The organism is Streptomyces sp. NPDC042259, assembly GCF_055582085.1.
On sequence record NZ_JBVJDW010000006.1, the window covers coordinates 62,416 to 80,041 of the forward strand.

The 17,626-nt window shown below is 71.8% G+C and carries 15 protein-coding genes; 13 read left to right on the forward strand and 2 right to left on the reverse strand.

Going from position 1 to position 17,626, the window contains the following annotated elements:
- Positions 1–14: 14 nt before the first annotated feature.
- Genes ACZ6MA_RS18035 through ACZ6MA_RS18045 form a run of 3 tightly spaced genes read left to right on the forward strand, consistent with a single transcriptional unit; the run spans position 15 to position 4,683 of the window.
- Complete coding sequence (locus ACZ6MA_RS18035) at positions 15–1,799, forward strand: ABC transporter substrate-binding protein (protein WP_469434781.1); 1,785 nt, start codon at positions 15–17, stop codon at positions 1,797–1,799.
- A 17-nt stretch (positions 1,800–1,816) separates the two neighbouring features.
- Positions 1,817–2,809 (forward strand): ABC transporter permease, encoded by a 993-nt coding sequence (locus ACZ6MA_RS18040; protein WP_469434782.1) that lies wholly within the window; start codon positions 1,817–1,819, stop codon positions 2,807–2,809.
- Entirely contained in the window at positions 2,806–4,683 is a 1,878-nt protein-coding gene (locus ACZ6MA_RS18045) for a dipeptide ABC transporter ATP-binding protein (protein ID WP_469434783.1), read from the forward strand. The genes ACZ6MA_RS18040 and ACZ6MA_RS18045 overlap by 4 nt, the downstream gene beginning before the upstream one ends.
- A gap of 85 nt (positions 4,684–4,768) precedes the next feature.
- On the opposite strand, the gene ACZ6MA_RS18050 is transcribed toward ACZ6MA_RS18045, so the two are convergent.
- Together ACZ6MA_RS18050 and ACZ6MA_RS18055 are read right to left on the reverse strand one after the other, a co-directional pair.
- The gene (locus ACZ6MA_RS18050; protein ID WP_469434784.1) at positions 4,769–6,253 is read right to left on the reverse strand and encodes an NAD(P)/FAD-dependent oxidoreductase; all 1,485 of its coding nucleotides are present in this window, start codon (positions 6,251–6,253) and stop codon (positions 4,769–4,771) included.
- A gap of 147 nt (positions 6,254–6,400) precedes the next feature.
- Positions 6,401–7,444, reverse strand: coding sequence for an ABC-2 transporter permease (locus ACZ6MA_RS18055; RefSeq protein ID WP_469434786.1), 1,044 nt, complete (start codon positions 7,442–7,444; stop codon positions 6,401–6,403).
- Positions 7,445–7,682: 238 nt separating this feature from the next.
- Here ACZ6MA_RS18055 and ACZ6MA_RS18060 point away from each other — a divergent pair, with 238 nt between their 5' ends.
- From ACZ6MA_RS18060 to ACZ6MA_RS18105, 10 genes are all read left to right on the forward strand, one after another.
- Positions 7,683–11,162: a DNA polymerase III subunit alpha gene (locus ACZ6MA_RS18060; RefSeq protein ID WP_469434787.1), complete on the forward strand. Its 3,480-nt coding sequence runs from the start codon at positions 7,683–7,685 to the stop codon at positions 11,160–11,162.
- Positions 11,159–12,268 (forward strand): DNA polymerase Y family protein, encoded by a 1,110-nt coding sequence (locus ACZ6MA_RS18065; protein WP_469434788.1) that lies wholly within the window; start codon positions 11,159–11,161, stop codon positions 12,266–12,268. The genes ACZ6MA_RS18060 and ACZ6MA_RS18065 overlap by 4 nt, the downstream gene beginning before the upstream one ends.
- Positions 12,269–12,612: 344 nt before the next feature.
- Positions 12,613–12,825: a hypothetical protein gene (locus tag ACZ6MA_RS18070; RefSeq protein WP_469434790.1), complete on the forward strand. Its 213-nt coding sequence runs from the start codon at positions 12,613–12,615 to the stop codon at positions 12,823–12,825.
- Positions 12,809–13,321 (forward strand): DUF6879 family protein, encoded by a 513-nt coding sequence (locus ACZ6MA_RS18075; protein ID WP_469434792.1) that lies wholly within the window; start codon positions 12,809–12,811, stop codon positions 13,319–13,321. The genes ACZ6MA_RS18070 and ACZ6MA_RS18075 overlap by 17 nt, the downstream gene beginning before the upstream one ends.
- A complete protein-coding gene (locus tag ACZ6MA_RS18080; protein ID WP_469434793.1) occupies positions 13,318–14,151 on the forward strand; it encodes a helix-turn-helix domain-containing protein in 834 nt (277 codons plus the stop codon). The genes ACZ6MA_RS18075 and ACZ6MA_RS18080 overlap by 4 nt, the downstream gene beginning before the upstream one ends.
- Positions 14,152–14,212: 61 nt before the next feature.
- Positions 14,213–14,374 (forward strand): hypothetical protein, encoded by a 162-nt coding sequence (locus ACZ6MA_RS18085; protein ID WP_469434794.1) that lies wholly within the window; start codon positions 14,213–14,215, stop codon positions 14,372–14,374.
- 76 nt (positions 14,375–14,450) lie between these two features.
- Positions 14,451–14,588 (forward strand): hypothetical protein, encoded by a 138-nt coding sequence (locus ACZ6MA_RS18090; RefSeq protein WP_469434795.1) that lies wholly within the window; start codon positions 14,451–14,453, stop codon positions 14,586–14,588.
- Between the two features lie 14 nt (positions 14,589–14,602).
- Positions 14,603–15,790: a cupin domain-containing protein gene (locus tag ACZ6MA_RS18095; RefSeq protein ID WP_469434797.1), complete on the forward strand. Its 1,188-nt coding sequence runs from the start codon at positions 14,603–14,605 to the stop codon at positions 15,788–15,790.
- Positions 15,787–16,695 carry an aldo/keto reductase gene (locus ACZ6MA_RS18100; protein ID WP_469434799.1) on the forward strand — a complete coding sequence of 303 codons (909 nt, stop codon included), beginning with the start codon at positions 15,787–15,789 and terminating at the stop codon, positions 16,693–16,695. The genes ACZ6MA_RS18095 and ACZ6MA_RS18100 overlap by 4 nt, the downstream gene beginning before the upstream one ends.
- Positions 16,676–17,530, forward strand: a complete 855-nt coding sequence (locus ACZ6MA_RS18105; protein ID WP_469434800.1) for a hypothetical protein — start codon at positions 16,676–16,678, stop codon at positions 17,528–17,530. Before ACZ6MA_RS18100 ends, ACZ6MA_RS18105 begins: the two co-directional genes overlap by 20 nt.
- Positions 17,531–17,626: the final 96 nt, after the last annotated feature.

Consider the following 17,626-nt stretch of genomic DNA (forward strand, 5'->3'; position numbering starts at 1 on the left):
CAACGGAGTTCACCATGGCCCGCATCCGTCCGCGCAGCACAGTCGTCCCGGCGCTCGCCACTGCCGCCGCCCTGCTGATGTGCTCCTGCTCGGCCGGTGCGGGCAAGGGCGCGGAGGGGGCCAAGGGCGGCGGCGCCACGGCTGCCAAGAGCGGTCAGCGGCTGACCGTCGCGCTCGGCACCGCCGCGGACAGCCGGGGCCCGGCGCCCGCGGTGTCCGGCGCACGGTCCGGCGGCACCGTCAAGGTCGCCAACCTCAACGACTACTCCCACCTCGACCCGCAGAAGGTCTACGCGGGCGAGGGCTACAGCACCTCGCTGCTGTGGGGCCGCCAGCTGACCCAGTATCAGGTCGTGGACGGCAGGCCCAAGCTGGTCGGCGACCTGGCCACCGACACGGGGAAGTCCTCCGACGGCGGCCGCACCTGGACCTACCGGCTCAAGGACGGCGTCGCCTGGGAGGACGGGAAGCCGATCACCTCCGCGCACATCAAGTACGGCATCGAGCGCACCTTCGCGCCCGGCTTCGAACTCGGCCCCACCTACTGGCCGGAGTGGCTCACCGACTCCGAGGACCGCAGCGCCGCGGTCAAGAAGTACGGCGGTCCGAAGGACGGTGACCTCAAGGCGATCGAGACCCCCGACGACAAGACCATCGTCTTCCGCTTCCCGAAGCCGCAGTCCGACGTGCCGTACATGGCGGCCCAGTCCTCCTCCTCGCCCGTGCGCGAGGACAAGGACACCGGCACCGGCTACGACGTACGGCCGTTCGCCACCGGACCGTACAAGATCGTCGAACACAAGCAGAACCAGAGCCTGACCCTGGAGCGCAATCCGCACTGGAAGGCGGAGACCGACCCGATCCGCCACCAGTACCCCGAACGCTTCGAGTTCACCTTCGGCAAGAAGACCCTCAACACCGCGCAGGAGGTCTTCAACGCCCGCGGCGCCGGCCCCGACACCGTCACCACCAAGGACGAGGTGCCGCCGGAGCTGTACGCCGAGGCCGCGCGCGACCCGAAGAAGAAGGAACTGATCGTCGCGGGCAGCCGGGGCGCCTACACCAACGACCTCTACATCAAGAACAGCCGGGTCACCGACCCCGAGGTCCGCAAGGCCATCCACTACCTCTTCCCGCGCGAGCAGGCCCGCCAGGTCCTCGGCGGCCCGCGCCTGGGCGACTTCGCCACCACCCTCTCCTCACCCGCCGTCGTCGGCTGGAAGAAGTACGACCTCTACCCCGTCAAGCCCACCGGCGACATCGAGAAGGCCAAGGAGCACCTCGCCCGGGCCAAGACCAAGGTCACCACCTTGACCTACGCCTACGAGAGCGACGCCCCCGAGAAGGACCGCCTCGCCCAGGTCCTCGTCGACGCCTTCGCCAAGGCGGGCGTCAAGCTGGTCGTCAAGCCGCTGGAGAAGGCGACCTTCCACAACGAGGTCTTCCGCGGCCCCGCCCCCTACGACATGTGGCTGTCCACCAACTCCGTCGACTGGCCCACCCCGGCCACCCTGCTGCCCGACAGCTTCCACAGCAAGCTCGACGCCCTCGCCAACTCCATCCGCTACGCCAACCCCGAGGTCGACAAGGAGCTGGAGCGCATCGCGGGGATCGGTGACGCCCAGCAGAAGGCCGACGCCCTCATCGCCCTGGAGCGCACCGTGATGAAGGACGTCCCGGTCGTGCCCTTCCTCTACACCAGCGTCTCCCAGTTCCGCGGCGCGAACATCGGCGGCGCCGCCATCCACCCCATCTACGGGTCCATCGCCGCCGCCTCGCTGTACCTCAAGAAGTCCTGAGAAGAGTCCTGAGAAGCATGACCGGCTACGTCTTCCGGCGGGCCCTGCAGGCCGCGGCGGTGCTCCTCGCGATCACCGCCGCCGCCTTCGGGCTCTTCTACGCCGCACCCTCCGACCCGGCGCTCATCGCCTGCGGCCCCAAGTGCGACACCGCACAGGTCGAGGCCGTCCGCCACAGCATGGGACTCGACCAGCCCCTCGTCACCCAGTACACCGACTATCTGCGCGGCCTCGTCGCCGGGCGCACCATCGCCGACGTCGACGGCAGCTCCATCGACTGCGCCGCCCCCTGCCTCGGCTACTCCTACACCCTCCACCAGCCCGTACTCGACGCCATCGGCGACCGGTTCCCCGTGACGCTGTCACTCGCCGCCGGCGCGCTCGTGGTGATCGGGGTGCTCGGCGTCGGCGTGGGCTTCCTCGCCGCCCTCCGCCGCGGCACCCTCACCGACCGGCTGCTGTCGGGCTTCACCCTCGTCGGCGCGAGCGTGCAGATCTACTTCCTCGGCTACGCCCTGCAGTATCTGCTCGTCTACGCGAGCGACCTCTTCCCGCTCCCTCGCTACAGCCCTCTCGGCGACGGGCCGGGCGCGTGGGCGGCGGGCCTGCTGCTGCCGTGGCTCGTCCTCGGCTTCGTCAACGCCGCCGTCTTCGCCCGCCTCGCCCGCGCGCAGATGCTGGAGACGATGCACGAGGGGTACGTGCGCACCGCGCGCGGCAAGGGCCTCGGCGTACTGCGGGCCCATCTGAAATACACGGCGCGCGGCGCCGCCGCCCCACTGGTGCAGCTGCTCGGCCTGGAGGCGGGTGCGCTGTTCGGCGGGGCGTTCATCACCGAGACCGTCTTCGGACTCGGCGGGGTCGGCAAGCTCGCCGTCGACGCCGTCGTCCAGAACGACCTGCCGACGGTGGTGGGCACGGTGCTGCTCGCCGCCTTCTTCGTGGTGGTGTTCGTGGCCGTCGCCGACCTGGTGGTGGCGTGGCTCGACCCGAGGGTGAGGCTGGCATGACACCGGTTCTTCGCGTACGCGACCTGACCGTCTCCTTCTCCGGCTCGGACGGTGCGGTGACCGCCGTCGACGGCCTCTCCTTCGACCTGGCCCGCGGTGAAGTCCTCGGCCTGGCGGGGGAGTCCGGCTCGGGCAAGTCGACGGTGGGGCTCGCGGCGATGGGGCTGCACGACGCGGCCCGGACGAGCGTCGGGGGCAGTATCACCGTCGGGGGCGTCGAGGTCGTCGGTGCCCCCGACGCCCGCCTGCGCGGTCTGCGCGGTGCGCGGATCGCCATGGTCTTCCAGGACGCGCTGGCCTCGCTGTCGCCCTTCCATTCCGTGGGGGAGCAACTGGCCGAGGCATACCGGGTCCACTCCGGCGCGGGCCGGGCCGCGGCCCGCGCCCGGGCGGCGGACATGCTGGACCGGGTCGGGATCCCGGCCGCCCGGGCCCGGGATTATCCGCACCAGTTCTCCGGCGGGATGCGGCAGCGCGTCATGATCGGCATGGCGCTGATCAACGCGCCGGACGTACTGATCGCGGACGAGCCGACGACCGCGCTCGACGCGCGGGTGCAGCGGCAGGTGCTCTCCCTCCTCGCGGAGTTGCGCCAGGAGAGCGGCACGGCGGTGCTGCTCATCACGCACGACGTGGGCGTCGTCGCCGAGACGTGCGACCGGATGCTGGTCATGCGTGACGGCCACCTGATCGAAGAGGGCCCGACCGGCCGACTCCTGACGGCCGCCGAACACCCGTACACCCGCGCCCTGATCGGCGCCGCCCCCACCTTGACGTCGACACCGGGCACGCGCTTGCCGACCGTGCCTTTGCCCTTGCCGGGCGGCGGGGTGGCCTTTTCCGCCGCGACGGCGAATCGGTCGGCGCCGCCCGGGCCGGGCGCCGTCGCGGCGGGGCCTGCCGCCGGGGCCGCGGTGTCGGAACCGCTGGACGCGGCACGGGCCGGGGTGCCTCTTTCCGTCGCGACGGCGAGTCGACCGGCGGCGGTTTCCGGCGGTGCCGGACAGGGGGCTGGTCTCGCCGGGCACCGCCGGTCCGCGTCACCCGGGCCGGGCGACGTCGCGGCGGACATGGCTGCTGCGGCCGAGAGGCCCCTCGCCGAAGTCGTCGACCTGCACGTCGAGTTCGGTGGGCGGCGGCGGGGGCCGTGGGGGCGGCGGGGGGAGCCCGTGCGGGCCGTGCGGGGGGTCGGATTGCGGATCGAGCCGGGGGAGACCCTCGGGCTCGTCGGGGAGTCGGGGTCGGGGAAGTCCACCACCGCCCGCGTCCTCGCGGGGTTGCAGCGGCCCACCGCCGGAGACGTCCGCTTCGACGGGCGGGAAATCGCGCGCGCCGCCGTCGACCCCCGGCTCCGCCGCGAGCTGAGCCGCGACGTGCAGCTGGTCTTCCAGGATCCCTACGCCTCGCTCAACCCGCGCCGCACTGTCGAGGAGATCGTCACCACCGGGCTACGGATCCACACCGACCTGGACGCCGCCGCCCGCCGCGCCCGCGCCGTCGAACTCCTCGAACAGGTCGGGCTGGACCCCGCCCATCTGACCCGCTACCCGCACGAGTTCTCCGGCGGCCAGCGCCAGCGCATCGGCATCGCCCGCGCGCTCGCCCCCCGTCCCCGGCTGATCATCGCGGACGAGCCGGTCTCCGCCCTCGACGTGTCCGTGCAGGCCCAGGTGCTCAATCTGCTCATGGACCTCCGCGACGAGCTCGGGCTCTCCCTGCTCTTCGTGTCGCACGACCTCGCCGTCGTACGGCACTTCTGCGACCGCGTCGCCGTCATGCGGGCCGGGGTCGTCGTGGAGAGCGGCTCGCGTGACGAGGTCTTCGACGACCCGAAGGCCGTCTATACGCGGGAGCTGCTCGCCGCGACGATGTGACCTCCGGGGTGAGAAATCCGCGCCGCCGCTCGTGGAGGGGACGGGCGGTGGCGCGGGACGGTGCTCCGCGCCGCCGCCCGTGGCTTCACTCGCCGGGCAATGGTCCCGGCAACGGCCCCGGCAACGGCCCGGGCAGCGCCCCCGGCAGACCGAGCGCCGCCCCGGGCAGCGGCCGCGGCGCGTCCCTGCGCGGGGCGGCGCGGAGCAGACGCAGCAGCACCGCGGGATGGACCAGCCCCGCCGGGCTGCCGAGCATGTGCTGGACGCGGGCGAACCGGCGGTAGACCGCGGGGTCTTCGGGGAGGACGGCGAGGAGGTTGAGCACATACCAGCGGGCGATCCGGTGGACCATCGACGCCCGGCAGGCACGGCCGGCCGGGTCGACGCCGGTGGTCAGCGTCCACGGCCCGCGGACGATCCGGGCGCAGCGCCGCTGGAACCGCTGGGCCAGCCCGGCCGGGTCCCCGGCCGTGGCGCACTGGCGGATCATGCTGCGCAGCAGCGTGGCCTCGGCGGCGGCCACGGTCATCCCCTGGCCGTAGACGGGGTTGAAGGTGCACACCGAGTCGCCGAGCGCGATCAGCCCGTCCGGCCAGGGGGTCACCTTGTGGAAGAGCGTCCAGCGGTTGCCGGGGTGGGTGTAGCGGTGGGCGCGGGAGAGCGGCGTGCCCTCCGCCACGCACGCGGCGACATCGGGATTGCGCAGCGTGGCCGCGAACTCCCTGAACCCCGCCTCGTCCGTGGGGGGCAGGTCGCCGGCCGCCGCGATGAGGCAGACGAGCCAGCGCCCGCCGTCGACGGTGAGGATGCCGCCGCCGCGTGGCACGTCGGGGGCGTGGGGGGTTTCGACGGAGGCGAGCCAGTCGGGCCGCTGCCCGGTCCCGGGGATCCGGTACAGCCGTGAGGTATAGGTGAGCCGGGTGTCGACGACGAGCTGCTCGGGGCGGGGGAAGTCGGCCTTCTCCAGCCAGCGGGGCAGCCGGGAGGCGTGCCCGGTGGCATCCACGATCAGATCCGCCTCGATGGTGAGGCTGCCGGCGGTGGGCCGCTGGGAGAGCCGGCGGCCGGTGACCGCGCGCGCCTGGTTGGTGGCGCGGTCGATGACCAGGCCGTCGGCGTGGAAGCCGTCGAGGGTGTGCACCCCGGGCAGGGCGCTCACGCGCCGGCGCAGCCGGTCCTCCAGGGTGGGCCGGCTGAACGACTGCAGCGGTATGCCCAGCGGGGTGCGCGGCGCCCAGCCGGTGGGCAGCAGGGTGCGGTAGGAGGTGCCGAAGTCGAAGACGGGGGCGTCGAGGGCGGCGAGTTCCCCGCGCAGACCGGGGAAGAGGGCCTCCAGCAACTGGCCGCCGTGGGCGAGCATGCCGTGCGGATGATGGGCCTGCGGCACCCCGTCGCGCGGGCCGCCGCCGGGGCGCAGCCGGTCGCGTTCGAGGATGGTGACACGGGCGAAGGTCTCCGAGAGCACCCGGGCGGCGAGCAGTCCCGCGTATCCGCCGCCGATCACCACGGCGCGGTCCCAGCGGCGCGGCCTCGGGGTCTTGCCCCCGTCATCGCCCGTTCCGAACGCCACAGCCGCCTCCCCCTTCCGCCGGAGGCGTCGGCGCGCCTCCGCAGTCCGGACCCACCTCACCAGGGTGGCCGTACGGTCCGCCCGACACCACCGCTCACCAGAGCATCTGTCGGCGCGCGCGTGCTTCCAAGCGCCGTGCCCGGAGCCTCAAGAGGGCGTCATGCCGTGTGTCTTCCGCCGGAACGCGGCACATACGAAAGTAATCACGGTGCCCGCCACCGCCCACGCGGACAGCACCAGCAGCGGACAGGTCAGCGCGTTGCCCCCGAAGTAGGCGAGGGAGCGGGCGGACCAGGTGCCGGCGCCCGGGGGGAGGGCGGGGCCGACGGCCCGCCAGAAGCCCGGCAGCAGCGGGTAGGGGTAGGCGCCGCCCGCGCTCGGATTGCCCATCACCACCACGACCGCGATGGCGAGGCCGATGCCGAGGACGCCCGCCAGCCCCTGGAGGGCCAGCGTGGTGGCGCCGACCGCGAAGACCACCAGCGCTCCCAGGCCCCACAGGCCGGGGATGCTGCCGGGCAGCGCGTCGAGGACCGGGCCCGCGATGACGGCGCCGCCCAGGCCCGAGGCGATCGAGTAGAGGGCGAGCGCGCCCAGCCGGACGAAGGCCCGCCGGGGGTTGGCGGGGCGTGCGCCGGCGCTGATGGCGAGGATCGCGGCACACAGGTACCCGCCCACGCACCAGCCCACCACCAGGTAGAACGAGGACAGCCCCCGGGCGTCGCCCCGGGCGGCGGGGGCGATGTCGACGACCTTCACCTGGCGCTTCTCGGCCCGCTCGGCACGGGTGACGACCGTCTCGACGGCCTGGGAGAGCGAGGCGCCGGCACCGCTGGCGACGAGCAGGGTGTCGGTGTCGCCGCGCGGGTCGACGATCAGCGCCGCGTCGGTGTCGCGGTCGCGGATCTGCCGCTCGGCCTTCGCCCGGTCGCCGACGGCACGCGGGTCGAGGGGGTCGCCCGGCAGCGCGCCGAGCTTCTCCGTCAGCTGTCCGCTGATCTGCCGCGGGGCGACGACGCCGAGCGCGATGTCGGTGGGCTTCGGGCTGTGGAAGGCGCCGATGTAGGAGGTGATGAACGCGAGCTGGAGTACCAGCACCCCGAGCACCAGCAGTGCGGCCCGGCCGGTCACCGCGGTCCGCACCTCCTGGAGGAAGGAGGGGTGGGTGCCGCCGGTCATATAGCTGGCCATGCGTCGCTCCTCGCCGCGCCGGTTCGTGCTCCGGTTCGTTCGCCGGTCTGATCCTTTTGTCCTTATATGGTGCGGGGCCCGGTGGGCCGCCGCAGGTGGCGTGGGCCGTTCGAGGGGGATGAGGGTGGGAGAGGGGCGGTGGCCGGATTGATTCGTACGAACGTTCGAGCAGTGGTTTATGGTGGATACCGGGAGGGCGGTCCGGAAGGTCAGGGGGTGCACACACGCAGGAGGTGCGATGGCAGGGTTCACGCACCTGCACACCGCGTCGGGGTTCTCGATGCGCTACGGGGCCTCGCACCCCGAACGGCTGGCCGAACGGGCCGCCGAGCGCGGCATGGACGCGATCGCCCTCACCGACCGCGACAGCCTCGCCGGGGCGGTCCGGTTCGCCAAGGCGAGCGTGAAGGCCGGGGTCCGCCCGCTGTTCGGCGTGGACCTGGCCGTACGGGAACCCGAGCCCGGGGCGAGCCCGACCGTCCGGCGGCGCACCCCGGTACGCGGCGGGGTCTTCGTCGACGAGTCCGCGCCCCGCGCGGTCTTCCTCGCCCGGGACGGCGCGGCCGGCTGGGCGGCCCTGTGCGGACTGGTCTCCGCCGCCCACGCGGGCGGCACCGAGCGGCCCGAACTGACCTGGACGGATCTCGCCGGCCTCGCCGGGCTCTTCGGCTCCCGCGGCACGGGCGCCCCGGTCACCGTGCTGCTCGGCGCGGACTCCGAGGTCGGCCGCGCGCTCGCCGCCGGCCGCCCCGACCGGGCCGCGCGGCTGCTCGCCCCCTGGCGTGAACGCTTCGGTGCCGCCCTGCGGCTGGAGGTCGTCTGCCACGGCCGCACCGGCACCGGCCCCGGCTCCCTGCGGCTCGCCGCCCGCACCACCGGCTTCGCCGTCGAACAGGGCGTACCGGCCGTCCTGACCAACGCCGTGCGCTACGCCGACCCCGGGCAGGGGCCCGTCGCCGACGTCCTCGACGCGTCCCGGCGGCTGGTGCCGATCGACTTCCGCCGGCCCGAAGGGCTCGACGGCGGTGAGCGCTGGCTCAAGGGGCCCGGTGACATGGCCGCCCTCGCCGGGCGGATCGCGGAGGCCGCCGGCTTCCGGCGCGACACCGCGCACCGGCTGCTCGCCATGACCGAGGAGACCGCCGCCGCGTGCCTCGTCGACCCCGAGGACCACCTGGGCCTGGGCTCCGTCCACTTCCCCGAGCCCTATCTGGTCGGCGCCGGGCCGCGCACCGCCGACCGGGTGCTGCGCTCCCGCTGCGCGGCGGGCCTGGTGCTGCGCCGCCACGACCGCGACCGCCGCTACTGGGACCGGCTGGACCTCGAACTGCGCACCATCGAGGAGCACGGCTTCGCCTCGTACTTCCTCACCGTTGCCCAGGTCGTCGACGACACCCGCGCGCTCGGCATCCGGGTCGCCGCCCGGGGCTCCGGCGCGGGCTCCCTGGTCAACCACCTGCTCGGCATCGCCCACGCCGACCCCGTCGAACACGGGCTGCTGATGGAGCGCTTCCTGTCGAGGCACCGGGCCGCGCTGCCCGACATCGACATCGACGTGGAGTCCGCGCGCCGGCTGGACGTCTACCGCGCGATCTTCGACCGGTTCGGCGCGGAGCGCGTCGCGACCGTCGCCATGCCCGAGACCTACCGGGTGCGGCACGCCGTACGGGACGTGGGCGCGGCCCTCGGTATGGACCCCGCCGAGGTGGACCGGCTCGCCAAGGCCTTCCCGCACATCCGGGCCCGCGACGCCCGGTCCGCCCTGGCGGAACTGCCCGAGCTGCGCGGCGTCGCCGCCGGGCGGCACGGGCCCGCCGACAAGAGGCTGTGGGACCTCGTCGAGGCACTGGACGCGCTGCCGCGCGGTATCGCCATGCACCCGTGCGGGGTGCTGCTGTCGGACGCGACCCTGCGCGGCCGTACCCCCGTCGTGCCGACCAGCGGCGCGGGGTTCGCGATGTCCCAGTTCGACAAGGACGACGTGGAGGACCTCGGGCTGCTCAAGCTCGACGTCCTGGGGGTGCGGATGCAGTCCGCGATGGCGCACGCGGTGGAGGAGATCGAACGGGCCACCGGCCGCCGGGTCGACCTGGACGACCCCGCCCAGGTGCGGCCGGGCGACCGGGCGACCTACGAGCTGATCCGCTCCACCGAGACGCTCGGCTGCTTCCAGATCGAATCACCCGGCCAGCGCGATCTGATCGGACGGCTCCAGCCCTCGACCTTCCACGACCTCGTGGTCGACATCTCGCTCTTCAGGCCGGGCCCGGTCGCCGCCGACATGGTGCGGCCCTTCATCGAGGCCCGGCACGGGCGGGCACCCGTCCGCTTCCCGCACCCGGACCTGGCGGAGGCGCTGGGCGAGACCTACGGCGTGGTCGTCTTCCACGAGCAGATCATCGAGATCCTGCGGATCATGACCGGCTGCGACCGGGACTTCGCCGACGAGACCCGCCGCGCGCTGTCCGACCCCGCCTTGCTGGGCCGGGTGCGCGCCTGGTTCGCGGCCGAGGCGGCGGGGCGCGGCTACCCGCCCGACGCCGCCCGCCGCACCTGGGAGATCGTCGAGGCCTTCGGCTCGTACGGCTTCTGCAAGGCGCACGCCGTGGCCTTCGCCGTGCCCACCTACCAGTCCGCCTGGCTCAAGGCGCACCACCCGGCGGCCTTCTACGCCGGACTGCTCACGCACGACCCGGGGATGTACCCGAAACGACTGCTGCTGGCGGACGCGCGGCGGCGCGGGGTCCCGATCCTGCCGTTGGACGTGAACCGGTCGGCAGCCGCCTATCGGATCGAACTGGTGTCCGAGAAGGAGGGGTACGGCATCCGGCTCGCGCTCTCCGAGGTGCACGGCATCACCGAGGCCGAGACCGGCCGCATCACGGCCGGCCGCCCCTACACCTCGCTCCAGGACCTGTGGCTGCGCGCCCACCCCTCCCGGCCCGTCACCGAACGGCTCGCGCGGGTCGGGGCGTTGGACGCCTTCGGGACCAACCGCCGCGACCTGCTCCTGCACATCGCCGAACTCCACCGGCGGCAGCGCGGCACCACCGCCCAGCTGCCCCTGGTCGACAGCGCGCGGGCCGAACCGGCCGGCCTGCCCGACCTCGACGACGCCGAACGCCTCGGCGCGGAGCTGAGCGTGCTCGGCATGGACACCTCGCGCCATCTGATGTCCGACCACCGGGAGTTCCTCACGGAGCTGGGCGCCCTGTCGGCGAAGCGGCTGCGCGACGCGCGGCACGGTGAGACCGTCCTGGTCGCGGGCGCCAAGACCGCCGTCCAGACCCCGCCCGTCCGCTCCGGGAGACGGGTCGTCTTCACCACCCTCGACGACGGCACGGGTCTGGTCGACTGCGCCTTCTTCGACGACTCCCACGCCGCGTGCGCGCACACGGTCTTCCACTCCTGGCTGCTGCTGGTCCGCGGAGTGGTGCAACGCCGCGGACCGCGCAGCCTGAGCGTGGTGGGCGCGGCGGCGTGGGACCTGGCGGAACTCACCGCGCTGCGCGCGGAAGGCGGGCTGGGCGCGGTGGCGGCGGTCCTGGCCGAAGCCGCGGCCGACCCCGCGGCCGAGCCCGCCACCACCGGTCCGGACCGCCGGATCCACCTGCCCACCGGCTACGCCATGCACCCCTGGTCCGACCTCCGGCCCGCGGGCGAGGGCGCGGCCACCGGCCGCAAGCTGTGGCACGCGAGCCAGGGGAGTGCGGGATGAACACCCGACGGCTCTCCCCGGTCCCGGACGACGGCCCGGCCCGCCCGGCGCCCCCGGACCGGGGGCCCGGCACCGGCAAGGGATACGAGGGGGCGGCGAAGGGACACGAGGGGGCGACGACGGTCCTGTACGCGCACTTCCACCCCGCCGCCCGCACGGCCCTCGACGAGGAGGCATACGACGGCCTGCTCGCCCTGCTCGCCGAAGTGACACCCGTCGTCCAGGCGCTGCCCCCCGACGCCGCGCTCATGGACGTCCGGGGCGCGCTGCGCTACTTCGGGCACGACCCCGCCGAACTCGCCGGCATCCTGCGGGTCCGGTCGCTCGCCCACTACGGCGTGGACTGCACGGTCGGGATCGCGGCCAACCCGATGCTCGCGCGGATGGCCGCGCAGGACGGTCCGCCCGGAGCGGTCCGCGCCCTCCCCGACGAACCGGACGCGGTGACGGCCTTCCTCGCGCGCAAACCCGCCGCCGCGCTGTACGGGGTGGGGCCCGCCACCGCCCGCACCCTGTGCGCCTACGGCCTCGACAGCATCGGCCGGATCGCCGGGGCGCCGCTGTCCGCGCTGCAACGGATCCTCGGCGCGACCGCCGGGCGCCGGATCCACGAACGGGCCCGCGGCATCGACCCCACCCCCGTCACCCCCGACGAGCGGGCCCGCTCGATGGGCGCCGAACACCGCTTCACCCACGACGAACTGGACGCGGAGCACCGGCGCCGCGCGCTGCTCACGCTCGCCGACGGCCTGGGTGCCCGGCTGCGGGAGGGCCGGCAGGTCGCCCGTGGACTGACGCTCACCGTCCGCTACGCCGACGGCTCCTCGACCACCCGCTCCAGGACCTTCGCCGAGCCGACCGCCCACACCCCGGCGCTGACCGCCACGGCCTACGCGCTGCACACCGCGCTCGGACTGCAACGCGCCCGGGTACGGGCCGTGGCACTCCGCGCCGAAGGGCTCGGCGACGCCGCACTCGCCTCGCGCCAGCTGACGTTCGACCTCGCGGACGACAAGGCCTACCGCGTCGAGGCAGCCGTCGACCGGGCACGGGCCCGCTTCGGGGTGGCCGCGGTGGGGCCTGCGGCCACGCTGGACGTGGCGTGAACACGGGCCCCCACGGGCGTTCAGGGAGCGTGTTGGCATGCGTCACCGGAGCGCCTCGGTGCCGCGATCGGGGTCGTCACACCACGGCCCGGAAACGCGATGCGTCAGTCACGTGACCAACCGCCTTCCCAGGCGTCCGTCCCTGGTCAGGCTTCCCGGACGGCGCCACGGCTACGCCCAGCACATGCAAGGTGCACGACCACGTACCTGCGGTGGGCTGAGCCGGTCGGGGACCTGTTTATGCAAGAACACGCATAGTCGCGTTCATGCATAGACGCAGTGCGCCACCCCCTCTACGGTCGTTCGCGGGCGGCCCGAGCAGGGCCAGAGCGAGGGGGTTTGGCATGTCTGAACGTGCGGCGCTTACCCGGCTCACGGGCAGTGGCAACGGCGAGTGCGGAGAGAAGGACTGCCCGAACGTCTACCGCGACGAGACGGATGGCGGAATCGTCGTCCAGGGCGACCAGTGCGCCGCGTTCCAGCCTCCGGTCGGTGAGGCGCTGGTGAAGATTCCCGAGCACGTTCTGAGGGAGGCTATTCATGCACTTGGATGGTGAAGCGTGGAATGACTGCTTCGATTCCATGGAGCGTGCGGCGTGGCGATTGGAAACGCTACCTGCCTACACCATGCCCCAGGAAGCGGAGAAGCTGAATCGCTTCCTTGCTGGGGAGAAATCTCCCGACGATTACACGTCGGCCTGGATGGACGAGGTTCGGCAATGGGCCTCGGCAGGAAAGAGCGTCGGGAGGGTGCACGTCGTGACTCGCCCGCTATCGAACTACCTTCGGTTCGAGTTCGAGTATTACTACCGACACCACGTGAAGGTGGGCGAGGACATTCGCATCCTCGACCTCACCGACCGTGAGAACCCGGGGCTTCCGGATCAGGACTTCTGGATGTTCGATGAGTCCAAGGTAGTCCTGATGAACTACCGGGCGGATGGAACGCAGATAAACCGGGAACTGTACGAGGGCGACCCCGAGCCGTACCGGCAGTGGAAGCAGATTGCCGTTGCCGAGTCGGTTCCATTCCTGGAGTACGTGAGCGGGTGACGTTCGACCCTGAACAGTTGGGGCAGCCGAAGCGGGAACTGGCGGCCCTGCTGAAAGAATTGCGCAAGCGAGCCGGCCTCACTGGGGACCGGCTTGCTCGGCGTTGCAACATGTCCCAATCAAAGATCAGTCGGATCGAGAATGGGAAAGTCCTGCCAAGCCTGCTCGATCTGGAGAGGATCCTCCGGGCCGTCGTGGCTCCGCCCGAGGTCATCGAGGAGGTCATCGCCCTCGCGAGGCTGGCCAACACCGAATGGCGAGACCTTCGCTCGCTGCGCCGCAGAGGCCTGGAGAAGAAGCAGACCGAACTTGCGGCCCTTGAATCATCGTCTACGGAGTTCCGCTTCTTCCTGCTCTCGATGATTACAGGACTGCTGTCCGCCCCCGAGTACATCCGGGCCAGCCTTGCCCATTCCCCGGGCGACGTCACTAAGACGATCGCGAGGAAGCTGGAGCGGCAGGAGGTCCTTTACGACACGAAGAAGCGGTTTACCTTCATCCTGACTGAGCAGGCTGTGAGGTGGCCGCTCCTGCCCCCGGCTGCGATGGCTATGCAGATTGACCGACTGGCCTCACTGACTCACCTTGCGAATGTGCGGCTCGGCGTCATCCCAATCGCGGGACACAAGCCCATGGCTCCGATGGATACCTTCACCATCTATGACAACACGCTGGCCACTGTGGAGAACACGGCCGGTGTCGTGATCCTGAGAGATCCAAGAGACATCGAAATGCACTTGGAGCTGTTCTCCACGCTGGAGGGTTATGCGTCGTTCGGTAACGAAGCGCGAGCCTTGTTGGCGGAATGGTCTACCGCTTGCCGTTCATGATCTTTAGTCCATGACGGGAAAGAACTGCACAGCCGCCACTTTCCGGGGCAATGATTCCCCCATGACGGCGACCGAGCGAGGAACGAGAAGCCGCGACGGTGGGATGTCCGGCTTGGGGCGGTGGGTGCTGCGCCGCTTCGGCCGGTACGCGGGTCCGTTCTACCTGGCGATGATCCTCGGCGGCCTGGCCCTGGTCCTCGCCGGAACTCTTGCGACCCGGTGACCGCCGCGCTCGTGTCTGTTCCTTTGCTTCCTGCCGGATTACCGGTGGGAGTTCCCGAGAAGAGAGAGGTAGTCCGATGGTGGAAGAGAAGACCCCTTCGGTGGCCCCCGAACGGGGTGGCCTGCTCGTCGCGAAGCGGAAGATCGTGGCCGCGCGCACCCGCGCCGAGCAGGAGTCCGACGTCAGCAGTGGCCGTTCCGACGGCAACGACTGACGGGAGCGCCCACGTTGCTTGATGCAGCCTCGTGGGCGGGGCGTCTGGGCGGGGACCGGTTCCTCGCCCAGACGTACCACCGCTCCTACGCGCACTTCCCCGGAGCCGCCGACACGGCGGGCCTGTTCTCCTGGGACGACCTGAACAGGATCATCGCCACGCAGCGGCTGGAGCCGCCCAGACTGCGCCTGTCGGTCGACGGCGAGATGGTCCCGTTGCACCGCTACGCGATCCCGACCATGAACCGCCGAGCGGTCACCTGGTCCCGTATCCAACCGTCCGACTTCCACGCCCGGCTCAGGGACGGGGCGTCGCTGGTCCTCGATGCGGTGGAGAAGATCCACCCCACCGTGGGGGCGGCTGCGGAGGGGCTGGAACGCTTCCTTGGAACTTCCGTGCAGGCCAACGTGTACGCCTCGTGGACCGAGCGGGAGGGCTTCGGCCGGCACTGGGACGACCACGATGTGGTGGTGGTCCAACTGCACGGCTCCAAGCGGTGGCGCTTGTGGGGGATGACCCGCGAAGCGCCCACGTTCCGGGACGTGGAGTCGCCGGAGGAGCCGGAGGGTGACCCGCTGGCGGACTTCGTTCTGTCCCCGGGTGACGTGCTCTACCTGCCGCGCGGCTGGTGGCACGCGGTCACCGCTGACCAGGGGACGGAATCCCTTCACCTCACGTTCGGCATGGTCCCGCACACGGGCGCTGACTTGATGCTGTGGGTCGTCGATCAGCTCCGGGCGTCCCTCGCGCTGCGCAGGGACATTCCGCGCTTCGGCTCGCTGGTGGAACAGTCGGACTTCATCGACGCCGTACGCCGTGAGGTGGCCGACATGATGGCGGACGCGCGTCTCGTGGAGCGGTGGGCGGAGTCGATCGACACGACCGACCTGGGCCATGCGATTCCGTCCCTGCCGTACGTGAACGGGCTCCCCGCACAGGGCGAGATCACGGTCAAACTCACCGCTCCGAGGGGGCGCCTGACGGCGAACCGCGAACAGGGCACGGTCACCTTCTCGGCGGCCGGTACTGCCTGGGACTTCACCGAGTCCGCCGCGCCCGCGCTGGGCGCGCTGCTGACCAACCAGCCGACCACGCTGGGCGAGATGGCCGACTCCGCCGGACTGGAGGTCAAGGAGGTGGCCGAACTGGTCTCCGTCCTCATCGACGGCCATGCCGTCGCAGTGGTGGGGACAGTGCTGTGACCGCCGCGCTCTCCCTGGGGACATACCGCGTGCGTGCCGTCAGTCAGGCGGCACGCACCGCCCTGGCTGCCGGTAGCCCTTGGGTAGACACGGCACCCAACTACGCCCGTGGCCGGGCGCATGAGGAACTGCGCCCGGTTCTCGGGGAGTACCCAACCGCGCGGGTAGCCACGAAGACGGGGTTCTTCACCGAGGAACAGGGCCGCATCGCCCTGGCTGAGGGCGCGCTCACCCGGGAAGGGGAGGCCAGTAGGCACAGCCTTGAGCGGGGCTTCGTCCGCTGGCAGACGGAGCGCTCGTTGGCCGCGCTCGGGCGCGTGGACCTGGTGTTCGTGCACAACCCGGAGCACCACGGGCAGCACGGCCTTGACCGTGCCGCTCTGCACGGGGGCGTGCGGGCAGCCTTCACGGCGCTGGAAGAGTTCGCCCACGCGGGCAGGATCAGCGGGTACGGCGTCGCCACATGGTCGGGCCTGGCCTCCGGAGCGTTCAGCGTTACCGAGTTGCTCACGCTCGCCCGGCAGGCGGCTGGTTCCGCCGAGCACCATTTCGCGGGCTTGCAGATGCCCGTGAGCCTGATCAAGGATGCCCCGATCACGCAGGCCCTGAACGGTGGCGGACCGCTGGTGCAAGCGAAGGACGCTGGGCTGATCACGTTCGGCTCCGCGCCCCTGCACGGGGGCGAACTCCTCGATGCCATGACACCTGAACTGGTGAACCTCATCCGCCCCGGCCTGTCGGCCGCAGCCGCTGCCCTGCTGGCCGCTGGCTCGTGCCCTGGCCTTGATGTCGTCCTGACTTCCGCGAGCACCCGTGAACACTGGGACGATGCGGCGAAGGCTCTGGCTGCGTCTTTGACGGCCCAGGAACTCAGAAGGGTGACGGATGAACTCGCCAGTGAATGAGGAGGTGCAGGCCCTGATGGAGGCCGCCCACGACCGGGCGGCCAAGGCACTGGGGCTCACCGGCACGGGGCCGCTCGCGTGGGGCTTCCTCGGTGTCACCCTCGGACGCCGAGCGGGGGACCGGTGGCTGCGGGTGAGCCGGACGGCGAAGAGGAACGCGGGCAGGAAGCGGGGGGAGGGCATCGTCGGCGCCTCCGAGCTGGTGCCTGACGGCGTCCCTCGTCCCCGCCTGTACGAGGTGCACGACTGGACTGACGGGGAGTGGGCTTTCGAGGCGGAAGTCCTCGACTACGTGACTCAGCCGATCGTGTCCCCCGACCGGGCCGACATCGACCACGACCCGGGGTTGCCTGACGAGTGGTGGGCAGACCTTCGCCAAGCCCTTGCCCTGCTCGCTGAAGTGGGGGGTGTGAAGACGACCGTACGGGATGGGTGGATCGAACGGGCCTTCCCCCAGTTCCTCGGCATCCCGGCCCCCGCCAGGGTGGAGCGGGTGACCGGTCACGGTGACCTGCACTGGGGCAACCTCACCGCTGCGCCCCTGTGCCTGCTGGACTGGGAGCGGTGGGGGCTGGTGCCGTTCGGCTATGACGCTGGGCTCCTTCACGCCAACAGCCTCCTCGTTCCCGACGTAGCCGCCCGCATCCGCAAGGAGTTCGCGCCGACCCTCGACACTCCGGCCGGGCGAACCGGGCAACTCGCGGCCCTGGCCGAGATGCTGCAAGCCGTAGCCCGCGGCTGGTACCCCGACCTTGCACCCCGGCTCGTTGCCCGTGCGGAGGCGCTCACCGGTGTTCGCCCACCCGTCCCGGTGCGCTCCGAGGTGAGCGCCTGACTGCGTCCCTGTCTCAGGCGCTCCACCGATGTGCCGGTACAAAATTGCCCGGGAGATCCCCAGAGCCTTGGCGATGGCGGTGACGCTTTCTCCCTT